The 18478-nt window shown below is 63.3% G+C and carries 18 protein-coding genes and 1 tRNA gene; 9 read left to right on the forward strand and 10 right to left on the reverse strand.

The features are described from left to right. Positions 1–2 precede the first annotated feature (2 nt). Together ACS5NL_RS11240 and ACS5NL_RS11245 are read right to left on the reverse strand one after the other, a co-directional pair. On the reverse strand, positions 3–623 hold the full coding sequence (locus ACS5NL_RS11240; RefSeq protein WP_439353885.1) for a lytic transglycosylase domain-containing protein: 621 nt from the start codon (positions 621–623) through the stop codon (positions 3–5). Positions 624–640: 17 nt separating this feature from the next. Then, complete coding sequence (locus ACS5NL_RS11245; protein WP_439353886.1) at positions 641–2386, reverse strand: proline--tRNA ligase; 1746 nt, start codon at positions 2384–2386, stop codon at positions 641–643. 177 nt (positions 2387–2563) lie between these two features. On the opposite strand from ACS5NL_RS11245, the gene ACS5NL_RS11250 reads away from it, so the two are divergent. Beyond that, positions 2564–3217, forward strand: coding sequence for an RNA pyrophosphohydrolase (locus tag ACS5NL_RS11250; protein ID WP_439354202.1), 654 nt, complete (start codon positions 2564–2566; stop codon positions 3215–3217). Positions 3218–3228: 11 nt separating this feature from the next. On the opposite strand, the gene proB is transcribed toward ACS5NL_RS11250, so the two are convergent. The 4 genes from proB to rplU form a co-directional block, all read right to left on the reverse strand. Continuing rightward, positions 3229–4341 (reverse strand): glutamate 5-kinase, encoded by a 1113-nt coding sequence (gene proB / locus ACS5NL_RS11255; RefSeq protein WP_439354203.1) that lies wholly within the window; start codon positions 4339–4341, stop codon positions 3229–3231. A gap of 82 nt (positions 4342–4423) precedes the next feature. Continuing rightward, positions 4424–5500 carry an Obg family GTPase CgtA gene (cgtA, locus tag ACS5NL_RS11260; protein ID WP_439353887.1) on the reverse strand — a complete coding sequence of 359 codons (1077 nt, stop codon included), beginning with the start codon at positions 5498–5500 and terminating at the stop codon, positions 4424–4426. Positions 5501–5598: 98 nt separating this feature from the next. Further along, entirely contained in the window at positions 5599–5856 is a 258-nt protein-coding gene (gene rpmA, locus ACS5NL_RS11265) for a 50S ribosomal protein L27 (RefSeq protein WP_308326906.1), read from the reverse strand. A 13-nt stretch (positions 5857–5869) separates the two neighbouring features. Beyond that, positions 5870–6181, reverse strand: a complete 312-nt coding sequence (gene rplU, locus ACS5NL_RS11270) for a 50S ribosomal protein L21 (protein ID WP_374410291.1) — start codon at positions 6179–6181, stop codon at positions 5870–5872. 292 nt (positions 6182–6473) lie between these two features. Between rplU and ACS5NL_RS11275 the strand changes: the two genes are divergently transcribed. From ACS5NL_RS11275 to ACS5NL_RS11310, 8 genes are all read left to right on the forward strand, one after another. Next, positions 6474–7403 carry a polyprenyl synthetase family protein gene (locus ACS5NL_RS11275; RefSeq protein WP_439354204.1) on the forward strand — a complete coding sequence of 310 codons (930 nt, stop codon included), beginning with the start codon at positions 6474–6476 and terminating at the stop codon, positions 7401–7403. 40 nt (positions 7404–7443) lie between these two features. Next, positions 7444–7520 (forward strand) — tRNA-Pro (locus ACS5NL_RS11280). A 150-nt stretch (positions 7521–7670) separates the two neighbouring features. Beyond that, positions 7671–9407 (forward strand): type IV-A pilus assembly ATPase PilB, encoded by a 1737-nt coding sequence (pilB, locus tag ACS5NL_RS11285; RefSeq protein WP_439353888.1) that lies wholly within the window; start codon positions 7671–7673, stop codon positions 9405–9407. Between the two features lie 31 nt (positions 9408–9438). Next, entirely contained in the window at positions 9439–10656 is a 1218-nt protein-coding gene (locus tag ACS5NL_RS11290) for a type II secretion system F family protein (protein WP_439353889.1), read from the forward strand. Between the two features lie 14 nt (positions 10657–10670). Continuing rightward, positions 10671–11507, forward strand: a complete 837-nt coding sequence (locus tag ACS5NL_RS11295) for a prepilin peptidase (protein WP_439353890.1) — start codon at positions 10671–10673, stop codon at positions 11505–11507. An 8-nt stretch (positions 11508–11515) separates the two neighbouring features. Then, positions 11516–12106: a dephospho-CoA kinase gene (gene coaE, locus ACS5NL_RS11300; protein WP_439353891.1), complete on the forward strand. Its 591-nt coding sequence runs from the start codon at positions 11516–11518 to the stop codon at positions 12104–12106. A gap of 40 nt (positions 12107–12146) precedes the next feature. Next, on the forward strand, positions 12147–12902 hold the full coding sequence (gene zapD, locus ACS5NL_RS11305) for a cell division protein ZapD (protein ID WP_439353892.1): 756 nt from the start codon (positions 12147–12149) through the stop codon (positions 12900–12902). After that, a complete protein-coding gene (locus ACS5NL_RS11310; protein ID WP_439354205.1) occupies positions 12899–13102 on the forward strand; it encodes a DNA gyrase inhibitor YacG in 204 nt (67 codons plus the stop codon). The genes zapD and ACS5NL_RS11310 overlap by 4 nt, the downstream gene beginning before the upstream one ends. Here the strand turns inward: ACS5NL_RS11310 and ACS5NL_RS11315 are convergent, their stop codons facing one another. From ACS5NL_RS11315 to secA, 4 genes are read right to left on the reverse strand one after another with little or no spacing between them, the layout of a single operon-like run. After that, positions 13103–13576 (reverse strand): NUDIX domain-containing protein, encoded by a 474-nt coding sequence (locus ACS5NL_RS11315; protein ID WP_439353893.1) that lies wholly within the window; start codon positions 13574–13576, stop codon positions 13103–13105. Further along, on the reverse strand, positions 13573–14451 hold the full coding sequence (locus tag ACS5NL_RS11320; protein ID WP_439353894.1) for an ATP-binding protein: 879 nt from the start codon (positions 14449–14451) through the stop codon (positions 13573–13575). The genes ACS5NL_RS11315 and ACS5NL_RS11320 overlap by 4 nt, the downstream gene beginning before the upstream one ends. After that, positions 14448–15695 (reverse strand): bifunctional glutamate N-acetyltransferase/amino-acid acetyltransferase ArgJ, encoded by a 1248-nt coding sequence (argJ, locus tag ACS5NL_RS11325; RefSeq protein ID WP_439353895.1) that lies wholly within the window; start codon positions 15693–15695, stop codon positions 14448–14450. Before argJ ends, ACS5NL_RS11320 begins: the two co-directional genes overlap by 4 nt. 15 nt (positions 15696–15710) lie before the next feature. Beyond that, on the reverse strand, positions 15711–18455 hold the full coding sequence (gene secA, locus ACS5NL_RS11330) for a preprotein translocase subunit SecA (RefSeq protein ID WP_439353896.1): 2745 nt from the start codon (positions 18453–18455) through the stop codon (positions 15711–15713). Positions 18456–18478 lie beyond the last annotated feature (23 nt).

The raw sequence follows: 18478 nt of genomic DNA on the forward strand, positions 1-18478 counted from the left end.
CCTCAGACGCCCGGAGGCACCCAGTTGCGGGCGGCGGCGAACACCGCGTTGGGGTACTCCGACCGGCCGCGGCTGCCGTTGTAACGACCCAGCGCCATGAAGGCGTTGCCGCGCTCCAGATCCAGGTAGTGGCGCAGGATCACGCAACCGAAGCGGATGTTGGTCTGCATGTGGAACAGCCGCGACGGGTCACCGTCACCGATCAGGCGCGACCAGAACGGCATGATCTGCATGTAACCCCGCGCGCCAACCCGCGAGATCGCAAACTTGCGGAACGCGCTCTCGACCTGGATCAGGCCCATCACCATGGTGGTGTCCAGCCCGGCGCGCCGAGTCTCGTACCAGACCGTTTGCAGGAAATCGATGCGGGTCTGGAAATCCGGCTTCTTGTGCCGCAACCGGTCGCTCATCGAGCCCAGCCAGCGCAGATAGGCCAGGCGCTTTTCGGTGTCGGTGAATTCGGGCACGGGCGGCGCGCTGTTGGCAATGGCCGAGGCCAGGGCGGTGCGCACCGAATCGGCGAGCGGCTCCTCGACCTGGCCACCCGCGTGCACCGCGCCGGTGCCCAGCCAGCCCGCCGTGCCCAGCGCTGCCGCACGCAGCAGGCATTGCCGACGATCCATCACCGACCGATCGAGACTCACGCGCCCAGACGGCCCCGCACAAAGGCCAGCGCCTCATCCGCCGGCACCTTGGTGGCGGCAGCATCGCGGCGGTGCTGGTACTCGACCATGCCCTCCTTGAGACCCCGGTCGCCGATGGTCACGCGGTGCGGCACACCGATCAGTTCCCAGTCGGCAAACATGGCACCCGGGCGTTCGCCCCGGTCGTCCAGGATCACGTCCACACCCGCGGCCAGCAGGCCGGCATAGAGCCCGTCGGCCGCGGCCTTGACGGCCTCGCTGCGGTCAGCCCCCACCGGGCAGACCACCACGGTGAACGGCGCGATGGCGTCGGGCCAGACGATGCCGCGCTCATCGTGGTTCTGTTCGATGGCGGCCGCCGGCAGGCGCGTGATGCCGATGCCGTAGCAGCCCATCTCGAAATGCTTGGGCTTGCCGTCGGTGTCCAGGAAGGTCGCGTTCATGGCCTTGCTGTACTTGGTGCCCAGATAGAACACGTGACCAACCTCGATGCCGCGCTCGATCGCCAGCGCACCTTTGCCGTCGGGCGACGGATCGCCCTCGACCACGTTGCGCAGGTCGGCGACCAGATCGGGCTCGGGCAGGTCGCGACCCCAGTTCACACCCGTGGTGTGGAAATCGGGCTCATTGGAGCCGCAGATCCAGTCGGCCATCATCGCCACTTCGCGGTCGGCCACGATCTTCAGGGGCTGCTTGAGACCGACCGGCCCCAGGTAACCCGGCTTGCAGCCGAAATGGGTGTCGATCTCGGGCAGGCTCGCAAAGCGGAAGCCCTTGTCCAGCCCGGGCACCTTGCTCACCTTGACCTCGTTCATGGCGTGATCGCCGCGCAGCAGCAGCAACCAGACCTGGCTCTTGACGATTTCGCCCGCGTCGTTGAGTTCGTCCGTGGCCAGCACCAGCGACTTGAGGGTCGTGGACAGCGGCACGCCCAGGTACTCAGCCACATCGGCACAGGTGCTCTTGCCCGGCGTCGGCGTCTTGGTCATGGGGTTCGCGGGCGCCGGACGGGGACCCGCGGGCGCCAGCGCCTCGGCCTTTTCCATGTTGGCCGCGTAGTTGCTGTTCGGGCAGTAGACGATCGCGTCTTCGCCGGTGGCGGCGATCACCTGGAATTCTTCGCTGAGGTCGCCACCGATGGCACCACTGTCGGCCGCCACCGCACGGTAGGTCAGGCCGAAACGGTCAAAGATGCGGCGGTAAGCCGCGGCCATCACCTCGTAGCTGGCCTTGGCACCGGCCTCGTCGCGGTCGAAGGAATAGGCGTCCTTCATGATGAACTCGCGCCCGCGCATCAGGCCGAAGCGCGGACGGCGCTCGTCGCGGAACTTGGTCTGGATCTGGTACAGGTTCTTCGGCAGCTGCTTGTAGCTGCGCAGTTCCTGTCGCGCCACGTCGGTCACTACTTCTTCGCTGGTTGGCTGGACGATGTAGTCGCGGTCGTGGCGGTCCTTGATGCGCAGCAGCTCGGGGCCCATCTTCTCGAAGCGGCCGGTTTCCTGCCACAGCTCTGCGGGCTGAATCACCGGCATCGTCATCTCGACGGCGCCCGCGCGGTTCATTTCCTCGCGCACGATGGCTTCCACCTTCTGGATCACGCGCAGGCCCATGGGCATGTAGTTGTAAATGCCGGCGCCGAGCTTGCGGACCATGCCGGCACGGGTCATGAGCTGGTGGCTCACGACTTCCGCATCGGCGGGTGCTTCCTTGAGGGTGGTGATGAGGAACTGGGAGGCTTTCATGGGCAAACCGCCGCCGGTGGCGGCCAGGAGGCAAGGGACAGAATGGGAGACGGGACAGAACCTGCAGCGCCACCGATCGGTATTTACCCGGCGTTGGGCCGCCGGCATTGCTCAATCGGTACGCAATCTGTCATGCGCGATGCATAATCCAGACAGTTCAAAAATTTGGGGTTGATTATGCTTGACAGAGAAGGCTTCAGGCCCAATGTCGGCATCATTCTGCTCAACCAGAGAAACCAGGTGTTCTGGGGCAAGCGCATCCGCTCGCACTCCTGGCAGTTTCCGCAAGGTGGCATTGATCGCGGGGAATCTCCCGAACAAGCCATGTTCCGCGAGCTGCATGAGGAAGTGGGCCTCAAGCCCGAACACGTCTGCATCGTTGCCCGCACGCGGGACTGGTTGCGCTACGAAGTGCCTGACCGCTTCATCCGCAGGGATGCGCGCGGCCACTACAAAGGTCAGAAACAGATCTGGTATCTGCTGCGCCTTGTCGCGCAGGACTGGAACTTGAACCTGCGCGCCACCAACCATCCCGAGTTCGATGCCTGGCGCTGGAACGACTACTGGGTACCGCTCGATGTCGTGGTCGAGTTCAAGCGCGGCGTCTATGAAATGGCGCTGACCGAACTGGCCCGGTACCTGCCGCGCAACGAAAACCGCAACCGGTACCTGCGCACTGGCAACCGCCCGCGTGGACAGGAGCATCCGGCGGCCTGCGCACCCAGCGCCTTGTTCAACGCCTCGGGCATGGAGTTACCGCCGGGGGCGATGTTCGATCCGGACCCGCAGGCCGGTTTTCAGGCCACCGACGGTCGCAACAAGCAGGTCTGATCCGGCCAGGATCAGACCTTGGACAACACCAGGTTGTCGCGGTGGATCATCTCCGGCTCCGCGGCATATCCCAGCAGGCGTTCGAAATCGGCCGACGACTTGCGGCACAGCAACCGGGCTTCCGAGCTGGCGTAGTTGGCCAGGCCGCGGGCAATTTCGTTGCCCATCGGGTCGCGCACCGCGATCACATCGCCACGGGAGAACTCGCCGGTGACCTCGGTCATGCCGATCGGCAACAGGCTCTTGCCCTCGCCCACGATCTTGACCACGGCGCCGTCGTCCACCACCACAGCCCCGCGCATCTGCAGGTGATCGGCCATCCATTGCTTGCGTGCCTGCTGCTTGGCAGTCTGCGCCACAAGGCAAGTACCGATCGCTTCGCCTTCACACAGCCGCTGCAGCACCTGAGGCTCGCGGCCCCAGGCGATCACGGTGGATGCCCCGGATCCCGCAGCCCGCTTGGCCGCCAGGATCTTGGTGATCATGCCGCCCTTGCCGATGCCCGAGCCGGCGCCGCCGGCCATGGTTTCCAGCTGAGGATCGCCCGCACGCGCCACGTGCACGAAGGTGGCCGAGGGATCGCGGCGCGGGTCGGCGGTGTACAGGCCCTTCTGGTCCGTCAGGATGATCAGGACGTCGGCCTCCACGAGGTTCGCCACCAGTGCGCCCAGCGTGTCGTTGTCACCGAACTTGATCTCGTCGTTGACCACCGTGTCGTTCTCGTTGATCACGGGAACCACACCCAGTTGCAGCAGCGTCAGCAGGGTGGAACGCGCATTGAGATAGCGCTCGCGGTCGGCCAGATCGGCATGGGTCAACAACACCTGGGCACTGCCCACATTGCATTCCCGCAACTTGGTCTCGTACATCTGGACCAGACCCATCTGCCCCACCGCGGCCGCGGCCTGCAGCTCGTGAATCTCCTTCGGACGCGACGACCATCCCAGGCGCTTCATGCCTTCAGCCACAGCGCCACTGCTGACCATGATCAGCTCACGCCCCTGCTGCACCAGCGCAGCCAGTTGCTGGCTCCAGTGACCGATCGCGGCCTCATCCAGCCCGCGCCCCTCGTTGGTCACCAGGCTGGAGCCCACCTTCACCACGATGCGGCGGGCGGTCTTCACCACCTGGGGTACCGCACCAGAGTCGTTGATCGGAGCGTTCACAGGACTTTCCACTTCTGCCATGGCGATCGGGCCGTGTTGTTCAATCAGGTTGTTGTTCGTTGCCGGCAAAGCGCGGGTCCACTTCCACCGGGGCCTGGGCGTCCTCGTGCACCTTGGCGATGTGCGCATAGATCTTCTGCACCAGGAACTCACACCCTTCGCGGGTCAGCGCGGAAATCTCAAACACCTGCCCCTTGTGCTTCAGACGCTTGACGATGTCCTTCACACGCGCTTCACGCTCTTCGGCCGGCACCATGTCCAGCTTGTTGAGCACCAGCCAGCGAGGCTTGGCGTACAGCTCGGGATCGAACTTCTTGAGCTCGGCCGCGATGGCCTTGGCCTGCTGCACCGGGTCGACACTGTCGTCGAAAGGCGCCACATCCACAAGATGCAGCAACAGACGGGTGCGCTGCAGATGGCGCAAGAACTGGTGTCCCAGACCGGCGCCTTCGGAAGCACCCTCGATCAGTCCGGGAACGTCGGCCACCACGAAACTCTTCTCCGGCCCGACACGGACCACACCCAGATTGGGGTGCAGCGTGGTGAACGGATAGTCGGCAATCTTCGGGCGCGCATTCGAGATCGCCGCAATCAGCGTGGACTTGCCGGCGTTGGGCATGCCCAGCAAACCCACGTCGGCCAGCACCTTGAGCTCAAGCTTGAGCGAGCGGTGCTCACCCGGCCAGCCCGGCGTCTTCTGGCGCGGCGCACGGTTCGTCGAGCTCTTGTAGTGCATGTTGCCGAAGCCACCGTCACCGCCTTTGGCAATGGTGATCAGCTCGCCCGGCTTGAGCAACTCGAACAGCACCTCTCCCGTCTCGGCGTCGGTGATGATGGTGCCGACAGGCATCTTGAGCGTGATGTCGTCGCCCTTGACGCCGAACATGTCGGAGCCCTTGCCGTGTTCCCCGCGTTGCGCCTCGAAATGGCGCGTGTAGCGGAAATCCACCAGCGTATTCAGGCTGGCATCGGCCAGTGCGTAGACGTGACCACCACGGCCACCGTCACCGCCATCGGGTCCGCCAAACTCCTTGTACTTCTCATGGCGGAACGACGCGCAGCCGTTGCCGCCATCGCCCGCGGCGACATCGATCGTGGCTTCGTCCACAAACTTCATGATCCGTGCTTTCGAAAAATCAAACAGAAAAGGCCCGCGTGCGGCGGGCCTTTCCAAAGGGATGATGCCATCCGGTCAGCGGCCCGGGGGCCACCGCATCACACGGGGGTGATGCTCACGGTCTGGCGATTCAGTGCGCCTTTGGTGGCGAAGGTCACATGACCGTCCACCGTGGCAAACAAGGTGTGATCCTTGCCCACGCCGACATTGGTGCCGGGGTGGAATTTGGTGCCGCGCTGGCGCACGATGATGGAACCGGCGCTGACCAGCTCACCACCGAAGGCCTTCACGCCAAGCATCTTTGGCTTGGAATCGCGCCCGTTTCGCGTAGAGCCGCCGCCTTTTTTCTGTGCCATTTCAAATTACTCCTCAGGCAGCGATCGAAGCGATCTGCAGCTCGGTGAAATTCTGACGGTGACCTTGGCGCTTCTGATAGTGCTTGCGACGGCGCATCTTGAAGATACGCACCTTGTCGTGCCGACCATGCGCCACCACCGTGGCCTTGACCGTTGCGCCAGAGACCAGGGGCGTGCCGACCTTGAGTTCGGTGCCGTTGCCGACAGCCAGAACCTGATCGATCACGATTTCCTGGCCCACTTCCGCAGCAATCTGTTCTACTTTAATTTTCTCGCCAGCGGCAACGCGATACTGCTTGCCACCGGTTTTTATGACCGCGTACATAGGAACCTCGTGAAGTTGTCCCGGCAGACATTGCCCGGGAACTCGGCAGACGGACTTCCGCCGAACCAAGGATTCTATCATGGTATGGAAGATCCTTCAAGTCGCACGGCGGAGCAGCGAAATCCTGTTGGATTCAGGGGCCTCATCCCACGACCACTTCTCCCGCAAGCACAGCCCCGAACACGTCGTTCCTATAATTCGCGCAGCGCTTCCTAGGCCGATTCCCGGTATCAGCATCTTGACCACCTCCAGTGTTACCTTCGACTCCCCACTTGACCTGATCCGGCCGGACATGCAGGTGGTCGACCAAGTCATCAGCGAACGACTGACATCCGATGTCCCGCTGGTCAAGGAAGTTTCCCAATACATCATTTCCGCGGGTGGAAAGCGACTGCGCCCTGCCCTGCTGCTGCTGGTCAGTGGCGCGCTGGAGAACCTGCACCCGCATCGCCACACACTCGCCGCGGTGGTTGAGTTCATTCATACCGCCACCCTGCTGCACGACGATGTGGTCGATGAATCCACCTTGCGCCGCGGGCGCCCGACCGCCAACGAGCGGTTTGGCAATGCACCCAGCGTGCTGGTTGGAGATTTTTTGTACTCCCGCGCCTTCCAGATGATGGTGGACGTCAACAACATGCGGGTCATGCAAGTGCTGTCGGACGCCACCAATGTCATTGCAGAAGGTGAAGTCCAGCAGCTGGTGAACATGCACGATCCTTCGCTGGACGAGACCGCCTACCTGCGTGTCATCCGGTCCAAGACAGCCAAGCTCTTCGAAGCCTCGGCAAGGCTGGCGCCCATCCTGTGCGGTGCTGCGCCGGACATTGAGCAGACCTGTGCCACTTACGGTCAGGCGCTGGGAACGGCTTTCCAGGTGATCGATGACGTGCTGGACTACGAGGGCTCGGCCAACGTACTGGGCAAGAACCTGGGCGACGATCTGCGCGAAGGCAAAGTCACACTACCCATCATCTGCGCCCTGCGAAAAGCCAATCCTTCGCAGAAGGCCTTGCTGAATGACGCCATCGTGGACGGCGACCTCGAACACATGGACGACATCCTCCAGATCATTCGCGAAACAGGCGCCCTGGAGGCCGCTCGGGTCAGCGCTTATGCCGAGGCACAACGGGCCATGAAAGCGGCCGAACGCTTGCCGTCCAATCACTACAGCTCAGCTTTGCTACAATTGGCGGCTGATCTGTTGGAGCGACGCTCCTGAAGTTCAAAACGCATCGTGCGGGCCATGCCCGTGTGCATGTCGGGGTGTAGCTTAGCCTGGTAGAGCGCTACGTTCGGGACGTAGAGGCCGGAGGTTCGAATCCTCTCACCCCGACCATTCAGATGGTCTTCCCTGCCCCGGCGACGCCGGCTTCGTGGGTCGAACGACACCTTCCTACAACGCTGCCTCCGCCGGAATGCCGGTTTTCGACACAGTTTGGGTGAATTGTGTCTTCCAAGTCGTTGATTTACGATAGATTACGCGTTTATGGCATCTGTCGACACGGCCCTCTCCGACACCCCATCCATGGCCCTGCCCGGCTTGGGTCGCGCCTTGGTGGCCGCGGGAAAGCTGGGCCAGAAGGCCGCCGAGGATCTTTACAAGAAAGCCCAGAGCGGACGGACCAGCTTCATTGCAGAGCTGACGGGCTCCGGCGCAGTTTCCCCGACCGACTTGGCCCACACCATGTCGGTGGCGTTTGCAGCGCCTTTGCTGGACCTGGATGCCATTGATGTTCAGCGTCTGCCCAAGGGCCTTCTCGACGCGAAGATCTGCAGCGACTACCGAATCGTCGTCCTGAGCAAGCGCAACAACCGCCTGCTCGTGGCCACGGCGGATCCGGCCGACCAGCAGGCCGCCGAGAAAATCAAGTTCGCCACCCAGCTCGGTGTCGACTGGGTGATCGCCGAATACGACAAGCTCAGCAAGCTGGTCGACGCTCAGTCCACCACCGCCACCGAGGCGATGGACAACATCATCGGCGGCGAATTCGAGTTCGATGAGCTGGACGCCGACGCCGCAACGACCGATGTGGACAAGAACGCCCCGTCGGAGGTCGACGATGCGCCGGTCGTCAAGTTCCTGCACAAGATGCTCCTGGATGCCTTCAACATGCGGGCATCCGATCTGCACTTTGAACCATACGAGCACACCTACCGCGTCAGATTCCGCATCGATGGCGAGCTGCGGGAAATTGCTTCACCCCCCATTGCCATCAAGGAAAAGCTGGCATCGCGGATCAAGGTGATCTCGCGCATGGACATCTCCGAAAAGCGGGTGCCGCAGGATGGCCGGATGAAGCTCAAGGTGGGTCCGGACCGCGTGATCGATTTCCGCGTCAGCACCTTGCCGACCCTGTTTGGCGAAAAGATCGTGATCCGTATCCTGGACCCGAGCAGCGCCAAGGTCGGTATCGACGCCCTCGGATACGAACCCGAGGAAAAAGAACGCCTGATGGAAGCCATCTCGCGACCCTACGGCATGGTGCTGGTGACCGGACCGACTGGCTCCGGCAAGACGGTGTCGCTCTACACCTGCCTGAACCTGCTGAACAAACCGGGCATCAACATTTCGACGGCGGAAGACCCGTCTGAAATCAACCTCCCGGGAGTGAATCAGGTCAACGTGAACGAGAAGGCTGGTCTGACGTTCGCGGCGGCGCTCAAAGCCTTCCTTCGCCAGGATCCCGACGTGATCATGGTCGGTGAAATCCGCGACCTCGAGACGGCCGACATTTCCATCAAGGCAGCGCAGACGGGCCACATGGTGTTGTCCACCCTGCACACCAACGATGCGCCGACCACCTTGACCCGAATGATGAACATGGGCATCCCCACGTTCAACATCGCGTCCAGCGTGATCCTCATCACGGCACAGCGCCTGGCGCGCCGGTTGTGCGCCAACTGCAAGGCACCGCTGGACGTGCCGCGCAAGGCGTTGCTGGATGCCGGTTACAAGGCCGAAGAGCTTGACGGCAGCTGGACCCCTTACAAGCCCGTGGGCTGTTCGGCCTGCAACAATGGATACAAGGGTCGGGTGGGCATCTATCAGGTGATGCCCATCTCGGAGGAAATCCAACGCATCATCCTCAAGGGCGGCAGCGCGCTGGACATCGCACAGCAAGCCGGGCGCGAGGGAGTCAGGACGTTGCGCGAATCAGGCCTGCTGAAGGTCAAACAGGGAACGACTTCTCTGGAAGAAGTGCTCAGCGTCACCAACGAGTAAGTCGCCACCTGAGCCAGAAAACGAGGATCACATGGCCACCGCAGCAACCAAGAAACCGTCGGACTTCGTGTTCGAGTGGGAGGGGAAAGATCGCAACGGCAAGTCCGTCCGGGGCGAGACCCGTGCCATTGGCGAGAACCAGGTGCTCGCAGCGATGCGGCGCCAGGGGATCATCGTCACCAAGGTCAAGAAGCGCCGCCTACGTTCTGGCAAGCGGATCAAGCCCAAGGACATCTCGATCTTCACGCGCCAGCTGGCGACGATGATGAAAGCCGGGGTTCCGCTGCTGCAGGCCTTCGACATCGTCGGCCGCGGCAATCCGAACCCCAGTCTGTCCAAGCTGCTCAACGACATCCGCTCGGATGTCGAAACCGGCACATCACTGAGTTCTGCATTTCGCAAGTACCCGCTGTACTTCGACAGCCTGTACTGCAACCTCGTGGAAGCTGGCGAGGCGGCCGGTATTCTGGAGGAGTTGCTGGACCGTCTCGCGTCTTACATGGAGAAGACCGAAGCACTGAAGTCCAAGATCAAGTCGGCGCTCATGTATCCCATCGCCGTGATCATCGTGGCGTTTGTCGTGGTGGCGGTGATCATGATCTTCGTGATCCCTTCGTTCAAGGAGGTGTTCTCTTCTTTCGGTGCCGAGCTGCCAGCACCCACCCTGTTCGTCATCGGGATGAGCGAGTTCTTCACCAAATACTGGTGGCTCATTTTCGGGGGGCTGGGTGGAGGTGCGTACTTCTTCATGCAGGCATGGAAGCGCAATGAGAAGGTCCAGATGTTCATGGACCGCCTGTTGCTCAAGATTCCGATCTTTGGCCCATTGATCGAAAAATCCGTGATTGCCCGCTGGACCCGCACGCTTGCAACCATGTTTGCTGCCGGCGTTCCTCTGGTGGAAGCGCTGGATTCGGTCGGAGGGGCCTCCGGCAACTCTGTCTTCCAGTCGGCCACCGAACGGATTCAGCAGGAAGTGTCGACTGGCACCAGCCTCACCAATGCCATGACCAACGCGAACCTCTTCCCGTCCATGGTTTTGCAGATGTGCGCGATCGGGGAAGAATCGGGCTCGATCGACCACATGCTGGGCAAGGCGGCCGATTTCTACGAAGCAGAGGTTGACGACATGGTTGCCGGCCTGTCCAGCCTGATGGAACCCATCATCATCGTGGTGCTGGGCACGATCATCGGCGGCATCGTGGTGTCGATGTACCTGCCCATCTTCAAGCTGGGTCAAGTGGTTTGATCGGCTGGGCAAGCTTGCTGGACGCGCTGCCGCTGGGTGCGCTGGGGCTGCTGGTGGGCAGCTTCCTGAACGTGGTCATCCATCGTCTGCCGAAGATGATGGAGATGAGATGGGCTGCCGAATGCGCCGAACTGCAAGGCACACCACCGGGGCCGGATGTGGACGCCCCGCGGTTCAATCTGATGGTGCCGCGTTCCCGCTGCCCGCAGTGCGGCCATCAGATCCGCTGGTTTGAGAACATCCCCGTCGCCAGCTATGTGGTGCTCGGCGGCAAGTGCTCCGGTTGCAAAACGCCCATCAGTGTCCGCTATCCAGCCATCGAGTGTCTGACCGGGTTCCTGTTTGCCTGGTGTGGCTGGAAGTGGGGCATCGGGGCGGAAGCCTTGGCCTGGTGTGGGTTCGCGGCCTGTCTGGTCGCGCTGACATTCATCGACTGGGACACCACCTTGCTGCCGGACGACATCACGCTGCCCTTTTTGTGGGCAGGTCTGTGCGCTGCGGCGCTGGGGGTGACCGCCACCAATCTGCCCAGTGCCTTGTGGGGTGCGGTGGCTGGATACCTCTCCCTCTGGCTGGTGTACTGGGGTTTCAAGCTAGTCACCGGCAAAGAAGGCATGGGCTACGGTGATTTCAAGCTGTATGCCGCCCTGGGTGCCTGGTTTGGCTGGCAGGCACTGATTCCCATCATCCTGATGGCCTCCGTGATCGGTGCGATCGTGGGCATCGGCATCAAGGTGTTCTCGCAACTGCGGGAGGGCGGGTATGTGCCGTTCGGTCCGTTCCTGGCGCTTGCAGGGTTGACGTCGCTGTTCTTCGGACCGCGAGCGATCCTCGCCATCATCGGCCTCTGAAACCCGCCATGATCAGGCTGGGTCTGACGGGGGGCATCGGCAGCGGCAAGAGCACGGTGGCCAAGATGCTGGTCCAGCAAGGTGCCGTTCTCATCGACGCCGACGACATTGCCAGACGCAGCACCTTGGCGGGCGGCTCTGCGATGCCAGCCATCGCAGCGCGGTTCGGTGCGGAATTCGTCCAGGCGGATGGGGCGATGGACCGGACGAAAATGCGGGAGCACGTTTTCGCGCACCCACAGGCCCGGCAGGCACTGGAGAGCATCGTCCATCCCCTGGTGCAGCAGGAAATTCGCCGCCAGGCGGCGGCATCGGCCTCGCCACTCACCGTCTTCGACATTCCGTTGCTGGTGGAGTCGCCTCACTGGCGGCACCTGCTGGACCGCGTCATGGTGGTCGATTGCACGGTGGAAACACAGATCGATCGCGTGATGGTCCGCAACGGATGGTCTCTCCAGCAGGTGGAAAGCGTGGTCAGTCAGCAAAGTACACGCGCCAGGCGACTGGCCGCCGCAGACATGGTGCTCTGCAACGACGGCATCGATCTGGACACGCTGCGAACCCTGGTCTTCGGGTTGGTCAGACAGTTGGGGCTATGATGTTCAGGCCCGCGAACGCCCTTCCGCGCCCCTACCTCCCGTGATCCTGTACGAATACCCTTTCAACGAGCGCGTCCGGACCTACCTCCGGTTGGAACATCTGTTCAACCGGCTGTCCGATCTGATGTCCCGCGCCGATCCGATGGATCACCACTTCGCCATCCAGTCGATTTTCGAGATCATGGATGTGGCGTCGCGCGCCGACATGAAGTCCGACGTGCTCAAGGACATTGATCGGCACCGCATCCAGCTCAACAGCTACCGCGGCAACCCGGCCATCTCGGAGAAGGTGCTGGACGAGGTGATCGGGCAACTGGACAACAGTTTTTCCCAGCTCAACGCGATGGCGGGAAAGACCGGCCAGCCCCTGACGGAAAACGACTGGCTGATGGCCATCCGCAGCCGCATCGGCATCCCGGGCGGTACCTGCGAATTTGATCTGCCGGCCTATTTCCACTGGCAACACCAGGCACCCCAGCGCCGGCAGGCCGACCTGCAGCGGTGGGTACAGACCTTGGTGCCGCTGGCCGAGGCCATTGCGCTGCTGATGAAGATGATGCGCGACTCCGGGTCGCCGCACAAAGTGGTCGCTCCGGGCGGGCAGTTCCAGCAAAACCTGCCCCAGGGGCGCACTTACCAGCTGCTGAGGCTGGCCATCGATCCGCGCCTGGAACTGATCCCGGAAATCAGCGGCAACCGTCTGATGTTGTCCGTTCGCCTGTTGCGACTGGGCGACGACGAGCGGCTGCATCCGGCCGGTGAAGATGCGGCGTTCGAACTGACGCTCTGCACCTGAGGAACGGCCCCGTGACGACCACCTTGAAACAGGTCAAATGCCCGGCCTGCGGCGGCCCGAGCCTGTACGCACCGGCCAACCGCTACCGTCCGTTCTGCAGCGAGCGCTGCAAGCAGATCGACCTCGGTGCCTGGGCCAGTGAACAGTTCAAGGTGCCCGAGCAGGCACCAGACAAAACGCCCGACTTCGAGCAGGGCTGATCAGCCCTGCCCGCCGGTCGCCAAGGCTTCTTCGGCCAGCCACGCCAGCACCGGAACCGTCCCTGGCAGCACAGGCGCGCAAGTCACTGGCAGCCGCTCCCAGCAGTGGCTCTGTCCTTCGCGCATGTGCAACTCACCGCTCCATGCGGTCACCTTGCAGAACTGAAGGTGCACGAGAGCATGTGGATAGTCCACCATCGCGTCGCGCCACACCGGTGCCTCGCCGATGGTCACGCCGATTTCTTCCTGCAGTTCCCGGCGCAGCGCCTGTTCCACCGACTCGCCGGCCTCCAGCTTGCCCCCCGGAAACTCCCAGTAGCCGGCGTAGGCTTTGCCCACTGGCCGCGAGGTCAGCAGATAGCGCCCCTCACGATCGATCAGGATGCCCACCGCCACTTCGGTGACAGGACGGGGCGATGCGCTCTCCTGCGTACCGCCGCCATCCACGACCAGCACGGATTCCGGCCGGCTCATGCGCCGCTGCGGTGGGAGCCCGCGAAATCGCGTGCGAACTGGTAGGCCACCCGCCCACTGCGCGAGCCGCGCTCCAGCGCCCAGACGAGCGCCTGGGGACGCGCTGCATCAATGTCGGCAGTGGGCACGCCGAACGAGGCCAGCCACTGGGCGACGATGGTCAGGTATTCGTCCTGGCTGAACGGGTAGAAACTCACCCAGAGACCGAACCGCTCCGACAGGGAAATCTTCTCTTCCACCACCTCGCCCGGATGCACCTCGCCATCGGGTGTGTGGGTGTAGGAAAGGTTTTCCTTCATGTACTCGGGCAGCAGGTGGCGGCGGTTGCTGGTCGCGTAGATCAGCACGTTCTGGCCGGCCGCAGACACGCTGCCATCGAGGATCGACTTGAGCGCCTTGTAGCCCGCCTCGCCGTCCTCGAAACTGAGGTCGTCGCAGAACACAATGAAGCGCTCAGGCCGGTCAGCCACCACATCGACGATGTCCGGCAGATCCACCAGATCGGCCTTGTCCACTTCGATCAGGCGCAGGCCCTGCGGCGCGTATTCGTTCAGGCATGCCTTCACCAGCGACGACTTGCCGGTGCCACGCGCCCCGGTCAGCAACACGTTGTTGGCCGGCAGGCCTTGCACGAACTGCAGCGTGTTGCGCTGGATCTTGTCCTTCTGGCCGTCGATTTCCTGCAGGTCGGCCAGTTGCATCACGGCCACATGACGCACCGGCTCCAGCACACCGTGGCCGCTGCTGCGCTTGCGGTAACGAAACGCCACCGATGCGCTCCAGTCGGGCGCTCCCAGCGGCTGGGGCAACACTGCCTCGATGCGGCCGATGAGTTGTTCGGCCCGTTGAAGCAAGCGCTCGAACTGCTCGTTCATGAACGGTAGTCGGCGTTGATGGTCACGTAGTCGTGGCTGAAGTCGCAGGTCCACACCGTTTCGGTCGCGTCGCCACGACCGAGCCCGATGCGCACCAGGATTTCCGCCGCCTTCATCACGCGCTGGCCATCTTCTTCGCGGTAAGCCGGGTTGCGTCCACCCTGCTTGACGACGTGCACATCGCCCAGATGGAGTTCGATCTTCGTGGCGTCCAGATCACCGATGCCGGCATAGCCCACCGCCGCCAGGATGCGGCCCAGGTTCGGGTCGCTGGCGAAGAACGCCGTCTTGACCAGCGGCGAATGTGCCACGGCATAGGCAGCCTTGAGGCACTCGTCGCTGTTTGCACCACCCTCGACGCGCACGGTGATGAACTTGGTCGCACCTTCACCGTCGCGCACGATGGCGTGGGCCAGAAACTGAGCCACCTCGGTCATGGCGGCCAGCAGGGCCAGAGCATCGGCACTTTCGAGGTCCGTGACCGTCGCATTGCCTGCCTTGCCGGTCGCAGCGACGACGAAGGAGTCGTTGGTCGAGGTGTCGCCGTCGACCGTCACGCGGTTGAACGATGCATCGGCCAGCCGTTTGGCCAGGCCATTCATCAGCGCCGGAGCCACCGCGGCATCGGTGGCCACAAAACCCAGCATGGTCGCCATGTTGGGGCGGATCATGCCCGCGCCCTTGGCAATGCCGCTGACCGTCACTGTCTTGCCACCGACCACGGCCTTGCGGCTGATGGCCTTGGGCAGGGTGTCGGTGGTCATGATGCCTTCGGCCGCCTTCAGCCACTGGGCGCCCGCAGCGCCGTCGGCGCTGCCTGCGTCACCCAGTGCCGCGGGCAGGCCGGCCAGCAGGCGGTCCAGCGGCAGCGGCTCCATGATCACCCCGGTGGAGAACGGCAGCACCTGCTCGTGCTTCACGTTCAGGGCCAGCGCGAGTGCCTGCGCCGTCTGGCGGGCATTGGCCAGTCCCGGCTCGCCGGTACCCGCGTTGGCGTTGCCGGTGTTGATGACCATCGCACGGATGCCCTGCCCGACCGACAGGTGCTCGCGGCACACCTGCACCGGCGCGGCCGCGTAGCGATTCTGCGTGAACACCGCACCGACCACGCTGCCCTCGTCGAGCAGGAACACCGTCAGGTCCTTGCGGTTGGCCTTGCGGATGCCAGCCTCCGCCACGCCGATGCGAACGCCGGCCACCGGCAACAAATCCTGGGCCTGGGGAGCGGTGTAGTTCACAGCCATGTCTTCAATCTCCAATCAGGTCAGCGCGCCGTGGCAATGCTTGTACTTCTTGCCGCTGCCACAAGGGCAGAGGTCGTTGCGGCCCACGCGAGGCACCTCGGCCACCACCGTGGCGGGGTCGGTGACCGTCTCGGCTTCGCCGGTCTCGGTCGGCGCCGTGTAGGTCACGTTGGCGATGTGCTCGGCACGTGCCTCCAGCTCTTCGGTCGCCTCGGTCACTTGCTCGGGCGACTGGATGCGGACATTCATCAGGACGCGCGTCACGTCGTTCTTGACGCTGTCGAGCAGTTGCCCGAACAGCTGGAAAGCCTCGCGCTTGTATTCCTGCTTGGGCTGCTTCTGGGCATAGCCGCGCAGATGGATGCCCTGGCGCAGGTAGTCCAGCGCAGACAGGTGATCGCGCCACTGGCTGTCGATGGTCTGCAGCAGCACCATGCGCTCGAACTGGGTGAAGTTCTCGTCACCGACCAGCGCCACCTTGTCGTCGAACGCCTGTTTGGCGGCGGCCAGCACGCGTCCGGCGATGTCGTCCACCTCGACCGATTCGGACGACGACACCCAGCTGGCGACCGGCACGTCAATGCCCCATTCTTCGCGCAGCACGCGCTCCAGCCCCGGCAGGTCCCACTGCTCTTCGACGCTGCCTTCCGGCACGAACTGGTGCACCAGATCGGTCATGCAACCGTCGCGCAGCGAATCGATCTGCGCGCGCAGGCTCTGTGCATCCAGAATGTCGTTGCGCTGCTGGTAGATCACCTTGCGCTGGTCGTTGGACACATCGTCGTATTCGAGCAGCTGCTTGCGGATGTCGAAGTTGCGTGCCTCGACCTTGCGCTGTGCGCTCTCGATGCTGCGCGTGACCATGCCTGCTTCGATCGCCTCGCCTTCGGGCATCTTCAGACGGTCCATGATGGCGCGCACCTTGTCGCCAGCGAAGATGCGCATCAGCGAATCGTCCAGGCTCAGATAGAAGCGGGACGAACCCGGATCGCCCTGGCGGCCCGAGCGGCCACGCAGCTGGTTGTCGATGCGGCGGCTCTCGTGGCGTTCGGTCGCGATGATGCGCAGACCACCCAGGGCCTTGACCTTGTCGTGGTCGGCCTGCCACTGCTGGCGCAGAGCCTGCACCTGTTGCGCCTTGGCGGCCTCGTCCAGCGACTCGTCGGCTTCGACCGCCGCCACCATCTTTTCGAGGTTGCCACCGAGCACGATGTCGGTGCCGCGGCCGGCCATGTTGGTGGCGATGGTGATCGCGCCCGGGCGCCCGGCCTGCACGATGATGTCTGCCTCGCGGGCGTGCTGCTTGGCGTTGAGCACTTCGTGCGGCAGCTTCTCGGCCACCAGCAGTTGCGCGATGATTTCCGAGTTCTCGATCGACGACGTGCCCACCAGCACCGGCTGGCCACGCTCGTGGCATTCACGGATGTCCTGGATCGCAGCGACGTACTTTTCTTTCGTCGTCTTGTAGACGCGGTCGAGCTGGTCGGTGCGCTGGCTCGGCCGGTTGGGCGGAATCACCACCGTCTCCAGACCGTAGATTTCCTGGAACTCGTAGGCTTCGGTGTCGGCGGTGCCGGTCATGCCCGAGAGCTTGGTGTACAGGCGAAAATAGTTCTGGAAGGTGATCGAGGCCAAGGTCTGGTTTTCCGGCTGGATCGCCACGCCTTCCTTGGCTTCCACCGCCTGGTGCAGGCCATCGCTCCAGCGGCGACCCGACATCAGGCGACCGGTGAATTCGTCGACGATCACGATCTCGCCGTCCTGCACCACATAGTGCTGGTCACGGTGATACAGGTGATGTGCCTTGAGCGAAGTCACCATGTGGTGCATCAGCGCGATGTTGGCGGGGTCGTACAGCGACGCGCCTTCGGGCAGCAGGCCGGCCTGGCTCAGCAGACGCTCCGCGTTTTCATGGCCCTGCTCGGTCATGTGGATCGAGTGCGCCTTCTCATCGACCGTGAAGTCGCCGGGCTTGGTGACGCCTTCGCCGGTGCGCGGATCGGCTTCGCCTTCCTGGCGGGTCAGGTGCGGCACCAGCTGCTTGATGGCGGTGTACACCGGCGTCTGGTCCTCGGCCTGGCCACTGATGATCAGTGGTGTGCGGGCCTCGTCGATCAGGATCGAGTCCACCTCGTCGACGATGGCGAAATTCAGGCCACGCTGCACGCGGTCATTGGCCTCGTGGACCATGTTGTCGCGCAGGTAGTCGAAGCCGTATTCGTTGTTGGTGCCGTAGGTGATGTCCGAGCCGTACGCTGCCTGCTTGTCTTCGCGCGGCGCCTGCGGCAGGTTGATGCCGACGGTCAGGCCCAGGAAGTTGTACAGGCGCCCCATCCACTGCGCATCGCGGCTGGCCAGGTAGTCGTTGACCGTCACCACATGCACACCCTTGCCGGACAGCGCATTGAGGTAGACCGGCAGCGTCGCGGTCAGGGTCTTGCCCTCACCCGTGCGCATTTCGGCGATCTTGCCGGAGTGCAGCGCGATGCCACCCACCAGCTGCACATCAAAGTGCCGCATCTTCATCACGCGCTTGCTGGCCTCGCGCACGACCGCAAAGGCCTCGGGCAGAATCGAGTCCAGCGTGGCGCCCTCGGCCACGCGGCGCTTGAAGATTTCGGTCTGCGCCTTCAGCTCTTCGTCGCTGAGCTTCTCGTACTGGGGCTCGAGACCATTGATGCGCTCCACCGTCTTGCGGTAGGTCTTGAGCAGGCGGTCATTGCGGCTGCCGAAGAGCTTGGTGAGGAAGTTTGTGGCCATAGGTGCGAGCAGGCGCCGGACAT

The organism is Hydrogenophaga sedimenti (assembly GCF_051857515.1).
Taxonomy (GTDB): domain Bacteria; phylum Pseudomonadota; class Gammaproteobacteria; order Burkholderiales; family Burkholderiaceae_C; genus Hydrogenophaga.

Coding starts and splice junctions, on each gene's coding strand:
- ACS5NL_RS11245 (WP_439353886.1), bottom strand. CDS start 2,386: ATGAAAGCCTCCCAGTTCCTCATCACCACCCTCAAGGAAGCACCCGCC.
- ACS5NL_RS11275 (WP_439354204.1), top strand. CDS start 6,474: ATGCAGGTGGTCGACCAAGTCATCAGCGAACGACTGACATCCGATGTC.
- pilB (WP_439353888.1), top strand. CDS start 7,671: ATGGCATCTGTCGACACGGCCCTCTCCGACACCCCATCCATGGCCCTG.
- ACS5NL_RS11250 (WP_439354202.1), top strand. CDS start 2,564: ATGCTTGACAGAGAAGGCTTCAGGCCCAATGTCGGCATCATTCTGCTC.
- rpmA (WP_308326906.1), bottom strand. CDS start 5,856: ATGGCACAGAAAAAAGGCGGCGGCTCTACGCGAAACGGGCGCGATTCC.
- argJ (WP_439353895.1), bottom strand. CDS start 15,695: ATGGCTGTGAACTACACCGCTCCCCAGGCCCAGGATTTGTTGCCGGTG.
- cgtA (WP_439353887.1), bottom strand. CDS start 5,500: ATGAAGTTTGTGGACGAAGCCACGATCGATGTCGCCGCGGGCGATGGC.
- coaE (WP_439353891.1), top strand. CDS start 11,516: ATGATCAGGCTGGGTCTGACGGGGGGCATCGGCAGCGGCAAGAGCACG.
- ACS5NL_RS11315 (WP_439353893.1), bottom strand. CDS start 13,576: ATGAGCCGGCCGGAATCCGTGCTGGTCGTGGATGGCGGCGGTACGCAG.
- ACS5NL_RS11240 (WP_439353885.1), bottom strand. CDS start 623: ATGGATCGTCGGCAATGCCTGCTGCGTGCGGCAGCGCTGGGCACGGCG.
- ACS5NL_RS11320 (WP_439353894.1), bottom strand. CDS start 14,451: ATGAACGAGCAGTTCGAGCGCTTGCTTCAACGGGCCGAACAACTCATC.
- ACS5NL_RS11290 (WP_439353889.1), top strand. CDS start 9,439: ATGGCCACCGCAGCAACCAAGAAACCGTCGGACTTCGTGTTCGAGTGG.
- rplU (WP_374410291.1), bottom strand. CDS start 6,181: ATGTACGCGGTCATAAAAACCGGTGGCAAGCAGTATCGCGTTGCCGCT.
- secA (WP_439353896.1), bottom strand. CDS start 18,455: ATGGCCACAAACTTCCTCACCAAGCTCTTCGGCAGCCGCAATGACCGC.